Below are 18,842 nucleotides of genomic sequence, written 5' to 3' on the forward strand. Positions count from 1 at the left end.
CGAGGAGCTGACACGCCATGACGGCCACCGCCCCCGCCCCCTCCACGGCCCACGCCCGTGCCACGGCACTCCTGCCGCGGCTCGCGCTGGTCCTCGCAGCGCTGCTGGCAACCCTGTTCACCGCGGCCTCTCCGGCCACGGCGCACGCCGCACTCACCGCGAGCGACCCCGCGGACGGGGCGGTGGTCGCCACGGCCCCCGCCCAGGTCACGCTCTCCTTCTCGGAGCAGGTCGCCCTGGGCGACGACTCCATCCGCGTCCTCGACCCCCAGGGCAGGCGCGTGGACACGGGCGAGCTGCGCGACATGTGCAGCGGGAACACCGTCCGCTACGGCACCGCACTGCACACCGGTCTGCCGAACGGCACCTACACCGTCGCCTGGCAGGCCGTCTCGGCCGACAGCCATCCGATCTCCGGCGCTTTCACCTTCTCCATCGGCGCGCCCTCGGCCACCGATGTCTCCCTGCCCACCGCGCAGGCCGGCGGCGGACCCGTCGGCATCGCCTACGGGATCGCCCGCTACGCCGCCTACGCCGGGTTCACCGTCCTCGTGGGCGGCGCCGCGTTCATCCTGCTGTGCTGGCGCCGGGGCGCCGCCGAACGGCCGCTCCAGAAGCTCGTCGTGCGTGCCTGGGTCACCCTGACCGCCGCCACCCTCACCATGCTGGTGCTGCGGACGCCGTACACAGGCTCCGGCGACTTCTCCGACGTGTTCGATCTCAACGGACTCCGTGCCGTCCTGGAGACCAAGACCGGGGCCTCTCTCGTCTCCAGGCTGCTCCTGCTGGGGGCCGCCGCCCTCTTCGTCGCGGTCCTCTTCGGCGTCTACGCACGCCGCGTGACGGACCTCGGACCCGCTGAGGCGGACCGCGCCGAGGGGGAGGACGACGGGACCGACCGGGCCGCCGGCTCCGATGATGACGAGGGGGCCGATCAGGCGGCCGAGGGGCCGGACGACACCAGCGATCTCACCTTCGGGCTGGCCATCGGCGGCGCCGTCGTGTCCGGCGGTATCGCCGCCACCTGGGCCCTCTCGGAGCACGCCTCCACCGGGATCCAGCCCGGCATCGCCATGCCCGTCGACATCTTGCACCTGATGGCCGTCGCCACGTGGCTCGGCGGTCTCGCCGCGCTGCTCGTCGCCCTCCACAAGGTCCCCGGGATCGAGCGCGCGGCCGTCCGGCGCTTCTCCCGGGTCGCCTTCGTCAGTGTCCTGGTGCTCGCCGTCACCGGCGTCTACCAGTCCTGGCGCCAGCTCGGAAGCTGGTCCGCCCTCACCGGCACCGACTACGGGCAGCTGCTGCTCCTGAAGGTCGGCCTGGTCGCGGTCCTCCTCGCTGTCGCCCTCGTGTCCCGCAAGTGGACCGGGCGGCTCGCCGACGCCCCGGCGGACGCCGCGACCTCCGGAGCCACCGTCGCCGTTGCCGCCGGGAAGAGCGCGGACGGTGTTTCACGTGAAACGAAGGCCGTCGCCGCCGACTCGGAAGGCACCGATGTTTCACGTGAAACAGAGCCGGCGGCCATCCCCACGGACCCGAAACGAGCCGCCCAGCTCGCCCGGCAGCAGGCCGCTCGCGAAAGCGCGCGGGAGAAGCGGGTTCGGGATTCCGACCCGGACCGTGCCGGCCTGCGCCGCTCCGTCCTCGCCGAAGCGGCCATCGCCGTGATCCTGCTCGCCGTCACCACCGTGCTCACCAGCACCGAGCCCGGGCGGACCGTGGAGCGGGAGGCGGGCCGCGGTTCCACCGCCACCGCCGTCCCCGACCGCGCAGTCAAGATCACCCTGCCGTTCGACACCGGCGGCCCGAACGGCAAGGGCACCGTCCGTCTCGAACTCGACCCGGGCCGGGTCGGCGCGAACACCCTGCACCTCTGGTCCGAGTCCGCCGACGGCACCCCCTTCGATCTCCCCGAGATCAAGATCGCCTTCACCCTTCCCGCCAAGGACATCGGACCCCTGCCGCTCGTCCCCGAGCGGGCGGCCCCGGGCCACTGGACCGCATCCGGTGTCCAGCTGCCGCTCGCTGGCGAATGGCGTATCGACGTCACCGTCCGCACCTCCGACATCGACCAGACCACCGTCCAGAAGACCGTGAAGATCGGCTGACCAGCGTGACCGAGAGCAACCCCGACATCGAGATCTCCCGGCGCAGGCTGCTGGGTACCGTCGGCGCCGCAGGCGCCGTCGGGATCGCCCTCGGAGCCACGGGCGGCGCCCTGGCGCACTCCGCCATGGACGGCTCCGGGAACGGCTCCTCCCCCGGCAAAGCCGGGGGCCCGGCCTCCCTGGGCGCCACCCAGGTGGCCTTCCACGGAGACCACCAGGCCGGCATCACCACCCCGCTGCAGGCCAAGGGGCACCTCGTCGCTTTCGACCTCACCGCCGGAGCGGGCCGTACGGAGGCCGCCGCGCTGCTGCGTCGCTGGTCCGACACCGCCCGGCGGCTGATGGCGGGCGAGCCTGCTTCGACCTCCGACAGCGGGATCGCCCTGGACGCCGGACCGTCCTCCCTCACCGTCACTTTCGGCTTCGGCCACTCCTTCTTCGATCGGACCGGCCTTACCGCCCGCCGCCCCGCTGCGCTCGACCCGCTGCCGGACTTCTCGTCGGACCGGCTGGACGCCCAGCGCAGCAACGGCGACCTGTGGGTACAGATCGGTGCCGACGACGGCCTCGTCGCCTTCCACGCCCTGCGCGCACTGCAGAAGGACGCCGGGGAGGCCGCTCGCGTCCGCTGGCAGATGAACGGCTTCAACCGGTCCCCAGGCGCCACCGGCACCCCGATGACCACCCGCAACCTGATGGGCCAGGTCGACGGCACCGGGAATCCGAAGCCCTCGGAACCCGACTTCGACAAGCGGATCTTCGTTCCCGGCGCGGGCCCCGGGCCCGCCGAGCACGCCTGGATGGCCGGGGGCTCGTACGCCGTCGTCCGGCGTATCCGCATGCTCCTCGACGACTGGGACAAGCAGTCCCTCGTCCAGCAGGAGCAGGTCATCGGCCGCACGAAGGCCAACGGCGCCCCGCTCACCGGTGGCGGCGAAACCACCGAGATGGCACTCGACAAGATCGGCCCCGACGGGAAGCCCGTCATCCCGTCCAACGCTCACGCCCGGATTTCCGCCCCCGAGCAGAACGGCGGGGCCGCCATGCTGCGGCGCCCCTTCTCCTTCCACGACGGGATCGGCCCGGACGGCGCTCCCGACGCGGGACTCCTCTTCATCTGCTGGCAGGCCGATCCGCTGCGCGGATTCGTACCCGTACAGCGCAAGCTCGACCGGGGCGACGCGCTGTCGGCGTTCATCCGGCACGAGTCCAGCGGGTTGTACGCGGTTCCGCCCGGCCCCCGCAGCGGCGAGTACGTGGGGCAGCAGCTGCTCGAAGGATGAACAGCAACCCGGCGGGCGGCGGCCCGGCATTAGGCTGATCGCATGTCAGCCACCCGCTTCACGTATCTCGGTCCCGAGGGCACCTTCACCGAGGCCGCCCTGCGCACCCTGCCGGAAGCCGCGACCCGCGAACTCGTCCCGATGGTGTCGGTCCCGGCCGCCCTGGACGCCGTGCGAAACGGTGAGGCGGCCGCCGCCCTCGTCCCGATCGAGAACTCGGTGGAGGGCGGGGTCACCGCCACCCTCGACGAGCTGGCCTCGGGCGAACCACTGATGATCTACCGCGAGGTGCTGCTGCCCATCACCTTCGCGCTGCTCGTGCGCCCCGGTACCGCCCTGTCGGACGTCAAGACCGTCACCGGGCACCCGGTCGCCCAGCCTCAGGTGCGCAACTGGCTGCGGGCGAACCTGCCCGACGCGGTGTGGGAGTCGGCCGCGTCGAACGCCGACGGCGCCCGGCTGGTCCAGGAGGGCCGCTTCGACGCCGCCTTCGCGGGCGAGTTCGCCGCCGCCACCTACGGGCTCGTCCCGCTGGTCACCGAGATCCACGACGCGGAGAACGCCGAGACCCGGTTCGTTCTGGTGGGGCGCCCCGCCCGGCCGGCCGCGCCGACCGGAGCGGACAAGACCTCCGTCGTGCTGTGGCTCGGCGACGACCACCCCGGTGCGCTGCTGGAGCTCCTTCAGGAGTTCGCGGTCCGCGGGGTGAACCTCATGCTGATCCAGTCCCGTCCGACCGGACAGGGGATCGGCAACTACTGCTTCGCCGTGGACGCCGAGGGGCACATCTCCGACCGCCGGGTCAGCGAGGCGCTCATGGGCCTCAAGCGGACCTGCCCCCAGGTCCGCTTCCTCGGGTCCTATCCGCGCGCCGGTGTCGCTCAGAGTGATGTACGGGCTCCTCGGCCCGGGACCTCCGACGGTGACTTCACGGCCGCTTCCGACTGGCTCGGGCGTTGCCTCGACGGGCGTGCGTAGAGCCTCGTCCACTGTCCACAGAGTTATCCACAGGCGGAGATGGGGACCTGGGGACAAGTCGACAGAGCGGCATGACAAGGTCGACAAATCGCCCGCCGGCCCAGGTTTCGCTCCGGGAAGCGGAAGGTGAACGCTGTCACCTCCGCATCACCGATCAACTCTTTGGGGCGAGCCTTTCCCACCCGAATGAGTGTGTGAGGGTGGTTTGAACCCTGATTCGTCCCGGCCATCCACCGATCAGGAATGATCTATTCCTGTGTCCACAGAGACGGCGCACAGCCTGTGGATAAGGTCGCCATCACGGCATTTCCTGTGGACAAGAAGGCCTTCCCGACCTGCTCAGGGCCTGCCGAGCCGTCGCAGCTCTGCCCCTTTTCAGGGAATGGGACCGGTTTTATTGACGCTCCGAGAACCTCCACTTCCGGTCAGTCGACAAGACTTATCCATTCTGTTGCAATTGGGACATAGCGACACGCAGCGTGATATCGGTGTGATCCAAGGAAGCCCAGCCCGGTAGCCTGGAGGGGTGATTGACCTCCGGCTGCTCCGTGAAGACCCTGACCGTGTCCGCGCCTCGCAGCGCGCCCGTGGAGAGGACGTCGAACTCGTCGACGCGTTGCTCTCCGCCGACGAGCGCCGCAGGTCCTCCGGCGTGCGCTTCGACGACCTCCGCAATGAGCAGAAGTCCCTCGGCAAGCTCATCCCCAAGGCCTCCCCGGAGGAGCGGGCCGAGCTGCTGAAGAAGGCCGAGCAGCTGAAGCAGGACGTCAAGGCCGCCGAGGCCGAGCAGAACGAGGCCGACGAAGCCGCCAAGCAGCTTCTCCTCCAGCTCGGCAACATCGTCCACGAGGACGTCCCGGTCGGCGGCGAGGAGGACTTCGCCGTCCTGGAGACGCACGGCACCATCCGCGACTTCGCCGCCGAGGGCTTCGAGCCCAAGGACCACCTGGAGCTCGGCGAGCTGCTGGGCGCCATCGACGTCGAGCGGGGCGCCAAGGTCTCCGGCTCGCGCTTCTACTACCTCACCGGCGTGGGCGCCCTGCTGGAGCTGGCGCTGGTCAACGCGGCCATCGCCCAGGCGACCGAGGCCGGCTTCATCCCGATGCTGACCCCGGCGCTGGTCCGTCCGCGCGCCATGGAGGGCACCGGCTTCCTCGGTCAGGCCGCCGAGAACGTCTACCACCTGGAGAAGGACGACTACTACCTGGTCGGCACCTCCGAGGTCCCCCTGGCCGCGTACCACATGGACGAGATCATCGACGTCGAGAAGCTGCCGCTGCGGTACGCCGGCTTCTCCCCGTGCTTCCGCCGCGAGGCCGGTACGTACGGCAAGGACACCCGCGGCATCTTCCGCGTCCACCAGTTCGACAAGGTCGAGATGTTCTCGTACGTCGCGCCGGAGGACGCCGAGGCCGAGCACCGGCGTCTGCTGGAATGGGAGAAGCAGTGGCTGACCGGCCTGGAGCTGCCGTTCCAGGTGATCGACGTCGCCACCGGTGACCTGGGCTCCTCCGCCTCGCGCAAGTTCGACTGCGAGGCATGGATCCCCACCCAGGGCAAGTACCGCGAGCTGACCTCCGCCTCGAACTGCGACAGCTTCCAGGCCCGCCGCCTGTCGGTCCGCTACCGCGACGGCAAGAAGACCCAGCCGCTGTCCACGCTGAACGGCACGCTGTGCGCCGTACCGCGCACGATCGTCGCGATCCTCGAGAACCACCAGCAGGCAGACGGTTCGGTACGAGTGCCCGAGGTGCTCCGTCCCTACCTCGGCGGCCGCGAGGTCCTGGAGCCGATCACCAAGTGAGCCCGGCCCCGTTCCCGTACAAGCTCGTCGCGACCGATCTCGACGGCACGCTGCTGCGTGGCGACGACACCGTCTCGGAACGCACCCGTGAAGCGCTCGTCGCGGCCACCGCGGCGGGCGCGGCGCACATCGTCGTCACCGGCCGGGCCGTGCCCTGGACCCGGCACATACTGGACGATCTCGGCTACAAGGGGATCGCTGTCTGCGGCCAGGGTGCACAGGTCTACGACGCGGGTGCGCACCGGCTGCTGACCTCGGTGACGCTGGACCGGCAGCTCGCCGGTCTGGCGCTGTCGAAGCTGGAGGCCGAGATCGGCCCGCTGGCCCTGGCGGCCAGCCGGGACGGGGTGGACGGCGAGGTCCTGTTCGGGCCCGGGTACCAGGTGCAGGAAGGCCTCCCGGCCATATACCTGGACGACACCAAGGCCCTCTGGGCGGCTCCGCTGAACAAGCTCTACGTCCAGCACCCGGAGCTGGACGACGACGCGCTCGTCAAGGTGGCCCGGGAGACCGTGGGCAATCTGGTCGACATCGTCATGGCGGGTCCCGGCATCGTCGAGATCCTGCCGCTGGGTCTGACCAAGGCCACGGGTCTGTCGCTGGCCGCGCGCCGGCTGAAGGTGAAGGCGGCGGAGACGATCGCCTTCGGTGACATGCCCAACGACATCCCGATGTTCGGCTGGGCCGCGCACGGGGTGGCGATGGCCAACGCCCATGCCGAGCTCAGGGCGGTGGCCGACGAGGTGACGGCCTCCAACGAGGAGGACGGCATCGCGGTGGTGCTGGAGCGTCTGCTGGGCGCCGCGTAACGCGCACGGCGTACGAAGGAGGTCCGGGACAGCCCGCGCCGCAAGGCGCGCTCGAAGTGGCTGCCCCGGACCTTTTGTTGCTCCCCGCACGACTCACTCTGCACCGGGCCCAGGTCCCTTACCAGCGAATTTCCGTGCATCAGCCGTGAACCCGGCGACGGCGCCAGTAGGCCACGGTGAGCACGCCCAGCAGAGGACCCCAGAGCAGCAGGGGTACGTAGGACAGGTCGAAGATCCGCAGGGCGAGCCCGGTGGGCGCATCGGGATTCGCGGCGTTGACCTCGCTCCAGGTCCAGGCACCGAGGACCGTGATGGCGGTGACCGCCATCGCGCCGAGCCCCGCGGGAACCACCGCTGCCAGGGGGTGGATCGCCCGTCCGCCCAGCACGGGGATCCAGCGGGGCAGCTCCTCGCCCCAGCGCTGGACCAGACCGAGGCTCAACAGGCCCAGGCACTCCTGCAGGACGCAGACGAGGATGAGGACCAGGGAGCCGGAGCCCGGGTAGTACGAGTGGTGCATATCGCTGCCGGGGCCCCAGCCCATGGGAATGCCGACCGCGATCGCGAGCCGCCACAGGCAGCTGGGAAGCACGGTCAGCGAGGTGAGATGGGCGAGCCGCCGAAGCCATGGGGAGACTCCGGGCACGGTGTGCGAGGTGCGAACGGCGGCGTGCGGGGTCATCTGCCAAGTCCTTTTCAGTAGCTGCCGGTTGATGACTCCACCCTGGTCGGCCGAGATCTTCGCGACCATCCGCCGATCAGCGGGCCGGTGAACGCATGACGGTCGCCGAGGCTCTGCCGATCGGCAGATGGCCTGGCCCCCGGGTGCGCTCGTAGGGTCGGTGCATGTCCCTCAACCGCCGTGCCTCCTATGCACCGTTGCTCGCCCTTGCCGGCGTCCTCGGCCTCCTCGGGGGGTTTCTGGGGGCGCCCCCGTCGTGGTCGCTGGTCTGGGTGGGTCTGCTGCTGCCGCTGCTGGCCCTGGTCGCCCGCTGGGCCCCGATGCGTGCGGGAGCCTTCTCGGCGGTGCTGGGCGTGGCGGCCGTCGCGCTGTGGCCGGTCCCGCTGATGTGGCGGGAGGCGTCGTGGCTGGAGGTCTGCGGGGCGGCGGCGTTCTGGGCGGTGCCCGCGCTCGGGGCCCTGGCGGCCGGGGGATATCTGCGTCGGCAGGCGAGCCGGATGCGCCAGGCCGTCCGGGACGGCCGGCGGGATCAGCAGCTGGAACTGGCCCGGGATCTGCACGACTTCGTGGCGCACGACGTGAGCGCGATCGTGGTGCAGGCTCAGGCGGCCAGGTTCGTGGCGGACGAGGACCCCGAGCAGGCGGTCCGCGCACTGGAGCGGATCGAGGCGGCGGGGCTCGGTGCGCTCGCCTCGATGGACCGGACGGTGCACGCGCTGCGGGAGGCGGCCGGTGCGCGGTCCGCCTCGGTCCCGGGGACCTCGGAGCTGCCCGGCCTGGTGGAGCGGTTCGAGGGCGGGGTGCTGGACTCCGATCCGGCGGCGGTCCGGGAGTTGTCACGGGAGGCGGACACCACCGCGTACCGGGTGGCCGTGGAGGCCCTGACGAACGTACGCCGGCACGCGCCCGGGGCGGCGGTCGTACGGGTGCGCCTGCACCGGGCCGCGGAGGGGATCGAGCTGAGCGTGGCCAACTCCGCGCCGGCCCGGGGCGCGGGCGGACTACGGGGACTGGGGCTGCGGCGCCGGAGCGGAACGGGCCTGGCCGGCCTGCGGGGCAGGGTGGAGGCGGCGGGCGGGACGCTGCGAGCCGGTGCGAGCGCCGACGGAGGGTGGCGGGTTTGCGCCGTTTTCCCGGCCCGGGGGAGCACGCTCGGGTGATCATAGCGGCGTGACCACACGCATCCTGATAGCCGACGACCAAGATGACATCCGCAGTGGTTTCCGGCTGATCCTGGACTCACAGCCGGACATGACCGTAGTGGGGGAGGCTGCGGACGGGGAGAGCGCGGTGGCGTTGGCCCGGGAACTGCGGCCCGATGTGGTGCTCGCGGACATCCGGATGCCGCGGCTCGACGGGCTGGAGGTGACTCGGCTGCTGGCGCCGCAGACGCGGGTGGTGGTGGTGACCACCTTCGACCTGGACGAGTACGTGCACACCGCGCTGCGCAACGGCGCCTGTGGCTTTCTGCTGAAGCGGTCCGGACCGACGCTGCTGATCGAGGGGGTCCGTGCGGCAATGGCGGGAGACACGCTGATCAGTCCGCAGATCACGGTGCGGCTACTGAGCCGCTTGGCACAGGCGGGTCCGGTCGCCCGCCCCGCGGCGCATCCGCTGACGGAGCGGGAGGTGGAGATCGTGCGTCTGGTGGCGCGGGGGCTCACCAACGCCGAGATCGGCGCCGAGCTGTTCATCAGCGCGGGGACGGCCAAGACCCACATCGCGAACGTCCAGGCCAAGCTGGGGGCCCGCAACCGGGTGGGAATCGCCGCGTGGGCCTGGGAGCACGGTGTCGCCACAGCGGAGCCGCAGGCCGAGTCCGGCTAGATCGTCGTCATGTTTCACGTGAAACAACGTTGCGGGTGAGCGGCCAGGCGAGCAGTCCGACGGAGAGCGCGATGGCGTGGCCGAGGTCCGTGAAGGTGCCGCCGGTGATCAGGGGCATCCCGAAGAAGGCGACCGCTCCGGCCAGGTAGAGCCATCTCCAGGGGCTGGGCAGCCGATACGTGAGGACGCCGATGGAGGCCGCGAGCCCGTAGCTGACGCCGATGTCGACCACGTGGGTCATGCTGTGCGGGGCCCGGTGGTCCTGGATGGCCGTCAGGAGGATCTTCTGGCTCACCAGGGTGGCGACGACATGGGCGGTCGCGACGATCACGAGCCAGCGGAGGGTGCCGAGCCAGCGTTCGACGGGGGCGTGGAACAGCTCGAAGAGCACGGCGTAGAGGGCCAGAGAGGCCGGGTTCGCGATCCAGAAGGCGCTGCTGACGAGCGCCCGGACGGGGTATTTGACGAGCTGGTTGATGTTGCTGCTGTTGCGGTGGAGCAGGACGGTGTCGACCTGGTCGGGGGCTATCGCGACGATGATGCTGGTGATGGCGATGATCAGCAGCCAGATGTGCGTTCCGGGCGAGGAGCGTATCCAGGACCGCAGCGGCCTGGACGGCTCCGGCTCGGTGTGCGCGACCATGCACCGATGATGCCGCGCAAACCTGTGCCCCGCCCGGCCGGTGGGCCGGGCGGGGCACAGGGGGCGTGCGCCGTGTCAGGTCCTACTCCTCGCCCGCCAGGGTGAGGCGGCGGAGCTTCTGGCCCGCGTAGACGGTGGCGCCGATGGTGACCGCGCAGAGCAGGATGACGGCGGTGGGCAGGCCGACGGTGGCGTCGACGTACCCGTTCCCGGCGACCTTCTCGGCGACGGACAGGGCCCACTGCTGGACGCTGAGGGTCTTGGCTCCGGAGACCAGGCTGCCGAAGAGCGACTCCCAGATCAGGGCGTAGACCAGGCCGAAGACGACCGCGTGGCGGCTGACGGTGCCGAGCAGCAGGAACAGCGCGCTGTAGGCGATCGAGGCCACGAGTGCGGCGATCGTGTACGCGACGGCGATCTGCTGGCCGTTGCCGTTGAGGATGAATCCGGCGATCAGGGTGGGGATCGCGGAGAAGACCATCGTGACCGCGATCGCCACGGTCAGCTTGGTCATGATGATCGTCGGACGCTTCACCGGCTTGGCGAGCAGATAGACGATGGAGCCGTCGTCGATCTCGGGCCCGATGGCTCCGGTGCCGGCGATGACGCCGATCAGCGGGACCATGGTGGCGAGGGCGAAGCCCCCGAGGAGGTCGGCCGCGACCTTGTCGTCCACGCCGACGAAGGTACGGACGACGAGGGCGATCACGATCAGCAGGGCGGGCAGCGCGAAGAGGATCATCGCGCGGCGGCGGCCGAGCAGGGCCCGGTAGGTGAGCCGGGCAACGGTGGGTTCGTACATGGGTGCCAGCTCCTTTCAGGCCGCGACGAGGTAGGAGAAGACCGACTCGAGGGACTCGTCGGAGGGCGAGACCGTCAGCAGCCGGATGCCGTGCTCCCGGGCCACCCGGGGCAGCAGCTCGGTGAAGCGGCCGAAGTCGACGGCCTGGATGCGCAGCGCGCCTTCCTTGAGGTCGACCTCGATGCCGGCGGTGGAGGGGTCGGCGATCAGGGCCGCGGCGAGGGCCCGGTCGTCGGAGGAGCGGATGAGGTAGCGGTGCGGGCGGTCCGTCATCAGGCGGCGGATCCTGCGGAAGTCGCCCGAGGCGGCATGCCGGCCGGCCACGACCACCTCGATGTGCGAGGCGAGCTGCTCGACCTCCTCCAGGATGTGGGAGGAGAACAGGACGGTGCGTCCCTCGTCGCCCATGCGCCGCAGCAGGTCCATGAGCTGCATGCGCTGGCGCGGGTCCATGCCGTTGAACGGCTCGTCGAGGAGCAGTACGGACGGCTCGTGGACGAGGGCCGAGGCCATCTTCACGCGCTGGCGCATGCCCTTGGAGTACGTGGAGATCTTGCGGTCCTGGGCGTATTCCATCTCGACGGTGGCGAGCGCCCGCTGGGCGGCCGCGTCGTCGAGGCCGTGCAGTTCGGCGTTGGCGACGACGAACTCCCGGCCCGTGAGGAAGTCGTACATGGCCTCGCGCTCGGGCACGACGCCGATCTGCTTGTAGACCTGCTCGTTCTGCCAGATCGGTGCGCCGTCGAGGGTGACGGTGCCCGTGGAGGGGGCGAGGAAGCCGCCCATCATGTTGATGAGGGTGGACTTCCCGGCGCCGTTGGGACCGAGCAGCCCGGTGACGCCGGGGCCGATGCTCATGGTCACGTCGTTGACCGCGACGACGTTCCCGAACCAGCGGGAGGTGTGGTCGATGTCGATGGTGGTCACAGCCCGGCCTTCCGGTAGCGGGCCATCAGGGCGGCGTAGGAGCCGGCGATGAGGCCGAGGGCGACGATCAGGTAGACGACGCCGGTGCCGGCCGAGGGGCCCTCACCGCCGGGGAAGGCGGAGGTCGCGCCGAGGAACGCGGTCTGCACGCCGTCGATGAGGCTGATCGGGGAGAACAGGCCCATCCACTCGATGGCTCCGGTGTTCCCGGTGCTGGAGGCGATCCCCTGGACCGCGGTCACCGCACCGAACGGGATCAGGAGCACCGCGATGATCGCGGCGACACCGAACCCGCGGCGCGGGGTGAGCGCGGCCATGACCAGGCCGAGGCCCGCGAAGAGCAGCGAAAGAAGCAGAACCGACACGAGTCCCTGCCCGAATCCCTTGGTCTGGTGGGCGAAGTCGAACTTCGCGAGCAGCGAGCCGATCCACATGATCAGCAGCGGGGTCGCCGTGAGGATGAACAGGGCCGAGGCCATGGCCGCGTACTTGGCCACGACGTAGTCGACGCGTTCGATGGGCCGCGAGAAGTAGAGCGGCACCGTCTTGAAGCGCAGGTCCCGCGAGACCGACTGCGGCGCCTGGGACGCGAGGAAGAGGCCGATGATCACCTGCGTGGTCAGGGCGTACGTCGTGTACTTGATCGGCAGGTCGGTGGAGCCGGGCACGGCGATGGCGACCGCGACGATGATCAGCGCGGGTACGCACATCACCGCGAAGAGGATCATCGGGAGGACCTTGGACTTGGCTGAGCGGCCGAGCCCGTACGCGCCGCGCAGGGACTGCGAGAACAGCGACTTGCGGGCGTAGGAGCGGCCGAGCCGGGGTCCGTCGTAGGACCGGTAGCCGATGTTGTGGATCTGGGTCGAGGTGTCAGGCGCCATCGGAACCGGCTCCCTTCTGCTGGACGATGGGCGAGGGCTTGTCGTTGTCGCGGAAGACCTCCGCGATGTGGTGACGGCGCTGCTCCATGCGGACCAGGCCGATGCCCAGGTCGGCGACGGTGTCGCGGACGATGTCGTACGTCTGCTCGCCGGTGGCCTCGACGAGGAGGATGTGGCCGGCTCCGGGCAGGCCCTGCTCCTCACCCGCATGCAGGGTGACGCCGGCTTCGGTGAGCGCCTTGCGCAGGGCGGCGGTGCCGTCCGGGTGGGCGTCGGAGTCGGTGACCTCGACCGCGAGGGTCGTGGTGATCTGGGTGAAGTCGCTGGTGGAGCTGGAGCGCAGCAGCTTGCCGCCGTCGACGACGACCACGTGGTCGCAGGTCCGCTCCAGCTCGCCGAGGAGGTGGGAGGTGACCAGGACGGAGATCCCGAAGTCGGTGTAGATCCGGCGGATCAGGCCGAGCATCTCGTCGCGGCCGACCGGGTCCAGGCCGTTGGTCGGCTCGTCGAGGAGGACCAGCTGGGGGTCGTGGACGAGGGCTTGGGCGAGCTTGACGCGCTGCTTCATGCCGGTGGAGTAGCCGCCGATGGGGCGGTAGCGCTCCTCGTACAGCCCGACGTGGCGCAGGGTGTCGGCGGTGCGCTCGCGGGCCGCGGTCGGCGGCAGCCCGGACATGCGCGCCATGTGGACGACGAACTCGGTGGCCGAGACGTCGGGTGGCAGGCAGTCGTGCTCGGGCATGTAGCCGACGCGTTCACGGATGGCGCTGCCATGCGTGTGGACGTCGAGGCCGAGCACGGCGGCGCTGCCCTCGGTGGCGGGGGACAGTCCCAGCAGGATCTTGATCAGCGTGGACTTGCCGGCTCCATTGGCACCAACGAGGCCGGTCACACCAGGCCCGATGTCCAGGGAGAGCCGGTCGAGGGCGGTCACTCGGGGGTACCGCTTGCTCAGGCTTTCGGTCGCGATGACAGTCACGGGTTCGACGTTAGTGGCGCGGCTCGCGCGAAACGTCAGACCTGGAGCTGGATCCCGTCTCAGCCTTCAGGCGTACATGCCCGTACGTGAGGCTGATGTGCACCCGACAACTTCGTCCACAGGTCCGTGCACGACCCTTGACGTGATCTCCGGTCATTGTCACATTCATCAGTGTCAACTTACGGGCGCGTACGGCTATACGGATGGACGGGCTGACATGGCTGGGGACACCAAGCAACGCACCGCGCGACTCTCCGCACGACGCTCCCCCGACCTGAGCGGCTTCAGAGAGGTGCAGCGCCTCTCCTACGCTTGCGCGGAGGCGGTCGCCGCCCAGCTGCGGCCCGGGGTGACCGAGCGCGAGGCCGCACGGATGCAGCGCGAGTGGCTGCGGGAGCGCGGGGTCCGGGACTGGTTCCACCTGCCGTTCGCCTGGTTCGGGGACCGCACCGCCTTCGCAAACTTCAGGATCCCGCTGCAGTTCTTCCCGACCAACCGGAAGCTGGAGCCGGGGATGCCGTTCATCCTCGACATGGCCCCGGTCTACAAGGGGTACTCGGCGGACATCGGCTACTCGGGCAGCCTCGGACTCAATCCGGTGCAGGACCGGCTCATGGCCGATCTCCAGGCGCACCGCGTGCTGATCCTGGAGCAGGTGCGCGAGCGCCGCTCCCTGCGCGAGATCTACGAGAACGTCGAACGGCTGATGACCCGGCAGGGGTACGCCAACCGGCACCGTGCCTATCCCTTCGGCGTGATCGCGCACAAGATCGACCGCGTCAGGGAGCGGCGCTGGACGCCGACCGCCTTCGGCTTCGGCACCCAGTCCCTCAAGGGGCTCGCGAGTGATGCCCTGCACGGCCACCGTGAGGGCTGGTCCCCGCTGTGGAGCCCGTACCACTTCTCCGATCACCCGCCGCAGCCCGGCATGTGGGCGGTGGAACCACACCTGGGATTCCGGGGTACCGGCGCGAAGTTCGAGGAGATCCTGGTCGTCACCGACTCCCGGGACCCCGAGGAGAGCGCGTTCTGGCTGGACGACGATCTGCCGCACGTGCGGCGCTGGGCCGAGGAGAAGGCAGCATGAGCGACATGGGTGGAGCGGGAGCGGTGGGTCTGGCGGGTGCGCGCGAGCGCCGGGTGAGCACCGGTGGGGTCGAGCTGTGCGTCGTCGAGCTCGGCGAGCCGGGCCGGCCGACGGTGCTGCTGGTGCACGGCTACCCGGACAGCAAGGAGGTCTGGTCGGAGGTCGCCGAGCGGCTCGCGGCGCGCTTCCACGTGGTGCTGTACGACGTACGCGGCCATGGGCGCTCCACCGCGCCGCAGCCGCTGCGCGGCGGCTTCACCCTGGAAAAGCTGACCGACGACTTCCTGGCGGTGGCGGACGCGGTCAGCCCGGACCGGCCCGTGCACCTGGTCGGCCACGACTGGGGCTCCGTGCAGGGCTGGGAGTTCGCCACGGTCGCCCGCACCGAGGGCAGGATCGCCTCCTTCACCTCGATGTCGGGACCCTCCCTCGACCACTTCGGGCACTGGATCAAGAAGCGCATGACGCGGCCCACCCCGCGGGCGGCGGCGCAACTGCTCGGCCAGAGCGCCAAGTCCTGGTACGTCTACATGCTGCACACCCCCGTGCTGCCGGAACTCGCCTGGCGCGGACCGCTCGGCAAGCGCTGGCCCGCGATGCTCCAGCGCATCGAGAAGGTTCCGGCAGGCTCCTACCCGACGGCCTCACTGCCTTCGGACGCGGCACACGGAGCCTGGCTCTACCGCGACAACGTGCGGCCACGGCTGCGCCGACCGCGCCCCGACGCGTACGCCCACGTACCGGTGCAGCTGATCACCCCAACCGGGGACGCCTTCCTGTCCGAGCGGCTCTACGACGGTCTGGAGCGGTGGGCTCCCGACCTGCTGCGGCGGACCCTGCCCGCCAAGCACTGGGTGCCCCGGACCCGGCCCGACCAGCTGGCCGCCTGGATCACCGAATTCGTCACCGACCGGGAGGAGCCCGCCACGCGGGCACCGGACCAGAAGGCCCCGGGCCGGTACGCCGACCGCTTCGCGGGCCAGCTGGTCCTGGTGACCGGCGCGGCCAGCGGCATCGGCCGGGCCACCGCCTTCGCATTCGCCGAGGCAGGGGCCCGGGTGGTCGCCGTCGACCGCGACGCGGAAGGCGCCGCGCGCACGGCCGACATGGCACGCCTCGTCGGTGCTGCCGAGGCCTGGGCCGAGTGCGTGGACGTCAGCGACGAGCAGGCGATGGAGAAGCTCGCGGCGAAGGTCGCCGCCGAGTACGGAATCGTCGACGTCCTGGTCAACAATGCCGGCATCGGCCTGTCCGGCGCCTTCCTCGACACCACCGCCGATGACTGGAAGAAGGTCCTGGACGTCAATCTCTGGGGTGTCATCCACGGCTGCCGGATCTTCGGGAAGCAGATGGCCGAGCGCGGGCAGGGCGGGCACATCGTCAACACCGCCTCCGCCGCGGCCTACCTGCCGTCCAGGACCCTGCCCGCCTACAGCACGTCGAAGGCCGCCGTGCTGATGCTGTCCGAGTGCCTGCGCGCGGAGCTGGCCTCGAAGTCGATAGGCGTCTCCGCGATCTGCCCGGGCATCGTCAACACGAACATCACCGCCACCTCGCGCTTCGCCGGAGTGGACGAAGCCGAGGAGAAGCGGCGCCAGGAACGCTCCTCACGGCTGTACGGGCTGCGCAACTTCCCTCCGGAGAAGGTCGCCGACGCGATCCTGCGGGCCGTGGTGCGCAACGAGGCCGTCGTACCCGTGACTCCGGAGTCCAAGGGCGCCCTGTGGATGTCCCGCTTCGCCCCGCGCGCCCTGCGGCGCATCGCGAGGCTGGAGCCGAAGCTCTGAGCGGGCCCGCGGACCGGACGGGCAGGCACCCGACCGGTCCGCACCGGGTCACCGTAGCCACGGGCCTGCTGCCTCCGTGGAGACAGCTCGGCACGGCCATACCCCGCTACTTCCGGCGGTCGTACCATCCCTCGCAGGAGGGCTCGCTGCGCAGGGCGGTCGAGCACCTTGCGGCTTCACCTGCCGCCCGGGCCGCAGCGGGCGCGGGCGGCCGAGCCGCGATGTCGTAGGGAGCCGGGATTGTCCGATCAGGCGGTAGCCGAGTACCGGATCGAGGATCTGGCACACCACAGCGGGGCGACGGTGCGCACGATCCGGGCGTACCAGGACCGTGGCCTGCTGCCGAAACCGGAACGGCGGGGCCGTTCCAACGTCTACCGGGACACGCATCTCGCGCGGCTGCGCCAGATCGCGGACCTGCTGGACCGCGGATACACCCTGGCCTCGATCAAGGAACTCCTGGAGGCCTGGGACGCGGGGCGTGGTCTGGGCGGCGTACTCGGGCTGGTCGCCGAGGTGCACGGGCCGTGGACCGACGAGGAGGCGGCCCGGATCAGCCGGGAGGAGCTGAACGAGCGGTTCGGCGGCCGGCCGGACGACGACGCCGTGGACGAGGCGTGCGAGCTCGGGGTGCTGGAGCGGATCGCGGGGCGTCCGGACCAGTTCCTCGTACCCTCCCCGCAGGAGCTGGCCGTGGCCGCCGAGCTGTACGCGGCCGGGGTGCCGCTGGCGGCGATCACCGGGCATCTGCGAGAGCTGCGGGGGCAGGTGGAGCACATCGCGTCGCGGTTCCTCGAGTTCACCACCGAGCACGTCTTCGCGCGCTACCTGGGGCAGGTGCCGCCGACGGACGCGGACGCGGCGGAGGCGGCGACGATGGTGCGGCGGCTGCGGCCCCTGGCCCAGCAGACCGTGGACGCGGAGCTGGCACGGGCGATGCGGCTCTTCGCGACCCGGCACCTCCAGCGGCACCTGGGGTCACCCCCCGCACCGGGTCCGACAGGGCCCTCGCCGGTGGCACTGCCGGCCGGAACGGTACGGGCGGTACAGGACCTGGTGGGTGCCGACCACGTGGCGGAGTTCGTCCGGGCCGCTACGGAGCGGGAGCTCCAGGCCCGGACGATGAACGATCTGGCGCGCCGGGGCGAGCGGTGACGCAGGGGCGGGCCGGCGCGGCAGAGTAGCCGGGCACGGCGGAGGGCCCGGTCACGGCGGAAGGCTCCTTCACGGCAGAAGGCTCGTTCACGCCGGGGTCGGGGCCCGTTCGGACCGGGCCGTACGTTCCACAGGTTCCACAGGGCGGATCACGCGTTTGCTGCCAAAACCCACCCAAACAGCTGTGGACAAGTCCCCTTTTCCTGTGGGCAACCGAGCCGCCGTCTCACCCGATGGTCTCGTACGCCGCCTTGGCTGCGCTCACTCCGTCCACCGGCGCCGGCTTCGCACCCCGTCCGAACAGGGACTTGGACCTGACCCCCAGCCCCGCCCCGGTCCTCGTTACGGTTCCCGTTCCGTACAGCAAGGCCGCCAGGGCCAGGCCGATGATCCCGCCGGCCAGCTGGGCGCCGACGAATCCGGGCAGCGACTGGGGGGCTATGCCGGTGAAGGAGTCGCTGAAGCTGCGCCCGATGGTGCCCGCCGGATTGGCGAAGGAACCGGAGGAGGTGAACCAGATCGCGGCCGCGATGTAGGCGGCGACCGCCACCGGGACGAGCCCGGAGCGGCCGATCCGCCCGAGGCCCTGGATCAGGAGGACGAGACCGGCGGTGGCGACCACCTCGCCGATGAGCAGGTGACCGCTGTCGCGCACCTGGGTGGCGAAGGTGCCCGGGGTCCGGCCGAACATGACTTCAGCGACGAGGGCGCCGCCGACGGCTCCCGCGCTCTGGGCCACGGTGTAGACGAGCGCCTCGCGGCCGCCCAGGCCTTCGCCGCCGGTCCGCCGGGACCACCAGGAGGTGAGGGTGACCACCGGATTGAGGTGGGCGCCGGACAGCGGCCCGAAGATCGTGATGATCAGGCCGAGGCCGATGGCCGAGGCGAACGAGTTGGCGATGAGGGCGACACCGGTGTCGCGGCTGAGCTCGGCGGCTTTGAGCCCGGAGCCGATCACGACGACGAGCAGGCCGGCGGTGCCGACCAGTTCAGCAGCGGCGCGGCGTGACAGTGAGGGTGAGGGTTGGGCTGTCATGGTTTCTCCCTCTGAACAGAAGCGGAAATGGAAAATATATTCCGCATCTTG

17 protein-coding genes and 1 pseudogene are annotated in these 18,842 nt (G+C 70.6%); 11 read left to right on the forward strand and 7 right to left on the reverse strand.

The genetic code is table 11. From position 1 onward, the window contains the following. Nucleotides 1–17: 17 nt before the first annotated feature. From DEJ51_RS16130 to DEJ51_RS16150, 5 genes are all read left to right on the forward strand, one after another. Entirely contained in the window at nt 18–2,108 is a 2,091-nt protein-coding gene (locus DEJ51_RS16130) for a copper resistance CopC/CopD family protein (protein ID WP_150258192.1), read from the forward strand. Further along, complete coding sequence (gene efeB, locus DEJ51_RS16135; RefSeq protein WP_150258193.1) at nt 2,033–3,391, forward strand: iron uptake transporter deferrochelatase/peroxidase subunit; 1,359 nt, start codon at nt 2,033–2,035, stop codon at nt 3,389–3,391. Before DEJ51_RS16130 ends, efeB begins: the two co-directional genes overlap by 76 nt. Before the next feature lie 42 nt (nt 3,392–3,433). Then, nucleotides 3,434–4,369 (forward strand): prephenate dehydratase, encoded by a 936-nt coding sequence (gene pheA, locus DEJ51_RS16140; protein WP_030713748.1) that lies wholly within the window; start codon nt 3,434–3,436, stop codon nt 4,367–4,369. A 526-nt stretch (nt 4,370–4,895) separates the two neighbouring features. After that, entirely contained in the window at nt 4,896–6,173 is a 1,278-nt protein-coding gene (serS, locus tag DEJ51_RS16145; RefSeq protein ID WP_150258194.1) for a serine--tRNA ligase, read from the forward strand. Continuing rightward, nucleotides 6,170–6,982 carry an HAD family hydrolase gene (locus DEJ51_RS16150; protein WP_150258195.1) on the forward strand — a complete coding sequence of 271 codons (813 nt, stop codon included), beginning with the start codon at nt 6,170–6,172 and terminating at the stop codon, nt 6,980–6,982. Before serS ends, DEJ51_RS16150 begins: the two co-directional genes overlap by 4 nt. Nucleotides 6,983–7,121: 139 nt before the next feature. On the opposite strand, the gene DEJ51_RS16155 is transcribed toward DEJ51_RS16150, so the two are convergent. After that, on the reverse strand, nt 7,122–7,664 hold the full coding sequence (locus tag DEJ51_RS16155) for a hypothetical protein (protein WP_150258196.1): 543 nt from the start codon (nt 7,662–7,664) through the stop codon (nt 7,122–7,124). Nucleotides 7,665–7,828: 164 nt separating this feature from the next. Here DEJ51_RS16155 and DEJ51_RS16160 point away from each other — a divergent pair, with 164 nt between their 5' ends. Both DEJ51_RS16160 and DEJ51_RS16165 read left to right on the forward strand, forming a co-directional pair. Continuing rightward, nucleotides 7,829–8,824: a sensor histidine kinase gene (locus DEJ51_RS16160; protein ID WP_150258197.1), complete on the forward strand. Its 996-nt coding sequence runs from the start codon at nt 7,829–7,831 to the stop codon at nt 8,822–8,824. A gap of 10 nt (nt 8,825–8,834) precedes the next feature. Then, nucleotides 8,835–9,491 carry a response regulator gene (locus DEJ51_RS16165; RefSeq protein WP_150258198.1) on the forward strand — a complete coding sequence of 219 codons (657 nt, stop codon included), beginning with the start codon at nt 8,835–8,837 and terminating at the stop codon, nt 9,489–9,491. A gap of 7 nt (nt 9,492–9,498) precedes the next feature. Here DEJ51_RS16165 and DEJ51_RS16170 read toward each other — a convergent pair whose 3' ends face one another. The 5 genes from DEJ51_RS16170 to DEJ51_RS16190 form a co-directional block, all read right to left on the reverse strand. Next, a complete protein-coding gene (locus DEJ51_RS16170) occupies nt 9,499–10,134 on the reverse strand; it encodes a rhomboid-like protein (protein ID WP_150258199.1) in 636 nt (211 codons plus the stop codon). Between the two features lie 82 nt (nt 10,135–10,216). Then, nucleotides 10,217–10,936 (reverse strand): ABC transporter permease, encoded by a 720-nt coding sequence (locus tag DEJ51_RS16175; protein ID WP_150258200.1) that lies wholly within the window; start codon nt 10,934–10,936, stop codon nt 10,217–10,219. Between the two features lie 15 nt (nt 10,937–10,951). Continuing rightward, a complete protein-coding gene (locus tag DEJ51_RS16180; RefSeq protein WP_150258201.1) occupies nt 10,952–11,863 on the reverse strand; it encodes an ABC transporter ATP-binding protein in 912 nt (303 codons plus the stop codon). Next, a complete protein-coding gene (locus DEJ51_RS16185) occupies nt 11,860–12,747 on the reverse strand; it encodes an ABC transporter permease (RefSeq protein WP_150258202.1) in 888 nt (295 codons plus the stop codon). Before DEJ51_RS16185 ends, DEJ51_RS16180 begins: the two co-directional genes overlap by 4 nt. Continuing rightward, the gene (locus tag DEJ51_RS16190) at nt 12,737–13,726 is read right to left on the reverse strand and encodes an ABC transporter ATP-binding protein (RefSeq protein WP_150258203.1); all 990 of its coding nucleotides are present in this window, start codon (nt 13,724–13,726) and stop codon (nt 12,737–12,739) included. Before DEJ51_RS16190 ends, DEJ51_RS16185 begins: the two co-directional genes overlap by 11 nt. Before the next feature lie 217 nt (nt 13,727–13,943). On the opposite strand from DEJ51_RS16190, the gene DEJ51_RS16195 reads away from it, so the two are divergent. The 4 genes and pseudogenes from DEJ51_RS16195 (at nt 13,944) to DEJ51_RS16210 (ending at nt 17,755) form a co-directional block, all read left to right on the forward strand. Then, nucleotides 13,944–14,813 (forward strand): M24 family metallopeptidase, encoded by an 870-nt coding sequence (locus DEJ51_RS16195; RefSeq protein WP_150258204.1) that lies wholly within the window; start codon nt 13,944–13,946, stop codon nt 14,811–14,813. After that, nucleotides 14,810–16,600 carry an SDR family oxidoreductase gene (locus tag DEJ51_RS16200; protein ID WP_223835829.1) on the forward strand — a complete coding sequence of 597 codons (1,791 nt, stop codon included), beginning with the start codon at nt 14,810–14,812 and terminating at the stop codon, nt 16,598–16,600. The genes DEJ51_RS16195 and DEJ51_RS16200 overlap by 4 nt, the downstream gene beginning before the upstream one ends. Nucleotides 16,601–16,653: 53 nt before the next feature. After that, nucleotides 16,654–16,830 (forward strand): annotated as a pseudogene (locus DEJ51_RS35060) (metal-dependent hydrolase); the annotation flags it as partial. 10 nt (nt 16,831–16,840) lie between these two features. Then, a complete protein-coding gene (locus DEJ51_RS16210; RefSeq protein WP_150258205.1) occupies nt 16,841–17,755 on the forward strand; it encodes a MerR family transcriptional regulator in 915 nt (304 codons plus the stop codon). Between the two features lie 226 nt (nt 17,756–17,981). Here the strand turns inward: DEJ51_RS16210 and DEJ51_RS16215 are convergent, their stop codons facing one another. Next, nucleotides 17,982–18,791, reverse strand: a complete 810-nt coding sequence (locus tag DEJ51_RS16215) for an aquaporin (protein ID WP_150258206.1) — start codon at nt 18,789–18,791, stop codon at nt 17,982–17,984. Nucleotides 18,792–18,842: the final 51 nt, after the last annotated feature.

The organism is Streptomyces venezuelae (assembly GCF_008642275.1).
GTDB lineage: Bacteria > Actinomycetota > Actinomycetes > Streptomycetales > Streptomycetaceae > Streptomyces > Streptomyces venezuelae_E.

Excerpts from the sequence above, each read along its gene's own strand:
- DEJ51_RS16170 (WP_150258199.1), bottom strand. The coding sequence starts at position 10,134 with ATGGTCGCGCACACCGAGCCGGAGCCGTCCAGGCCGCTGCGGTCCTGG.
- pheA (WP_030713748.1), top strand. The coding sequence starts at position 3,434 with ATGTCAGCCACCCGCTTCACGTATCTCGGTCCCGAGGGCACCTTCACC.
- DEJ51_RS16175 (WP_150258200.1), bottom strand. The coding sequence starts at position 10,936 with ATGTACGAACCCACCGTTGCCCGGCTCACCTACCGGGCCCTGCTCGGC.
- DEJ51_RS16185 (WP_150258202.1), bottom strand. The coding sequence starts at position 12,747 with ATGGCGCCTGACACCTCGACCCAGATCCACAACATCGGCTACCGGTCC.
- DEJ51_RS16130 (WP_150258192.1), top strand. The coding sequence starts at position 18 with ATGACGGCCACCGCCCCCGCCCCCTCCACGGCCCACGCCCGTGCCACG.
- efeB (WP_150258193.1), top strand. The coding sequence starts at position 2,033 with ATGGCGTATCGACGTCACCGTCCGCACCTCCGACATCGACCAGACCAC.
- DEJ51_RS16195 (WP_150258204.1), top strand. The coding sequence starts at position 13,944 with ATGGCTGGGGACACCAAGCAACGCACCGCGCGACTCTCCGCACGACGC.
- DEJ51_RS16215 (WP_150258206.1), bottom strand. The coding sequence starts at position 18,791 with ATGACAGCCCAACCCTCACCCTCACTGTCACGCCGCGCCGCTGCTGAA.
- DEJ51_RS16200 (WP_223835829.1), top strand. The coding sequence starts at position 14,810 with ATGAGCGACATGGGTGGAGCGGGAGCGGTGGGTCTGGCGGGTGCGCGC.
- DEJ51_RS16155 (WP_150258196.1), bottom strand. The coding sequence starts at position 7,664 with ATGACCCCGCACGCCGCCGTTCGCACCTCGCACACCGTGCCCGGAGTC.
- DEJ51_RS16160 (WP_150258197.1), top strand. The coding sequence starts at position 7,829 with ATGTCCCTCAACCGCCGTGCCTCCTATGCACCGTTGCTCGCCCTTGCC.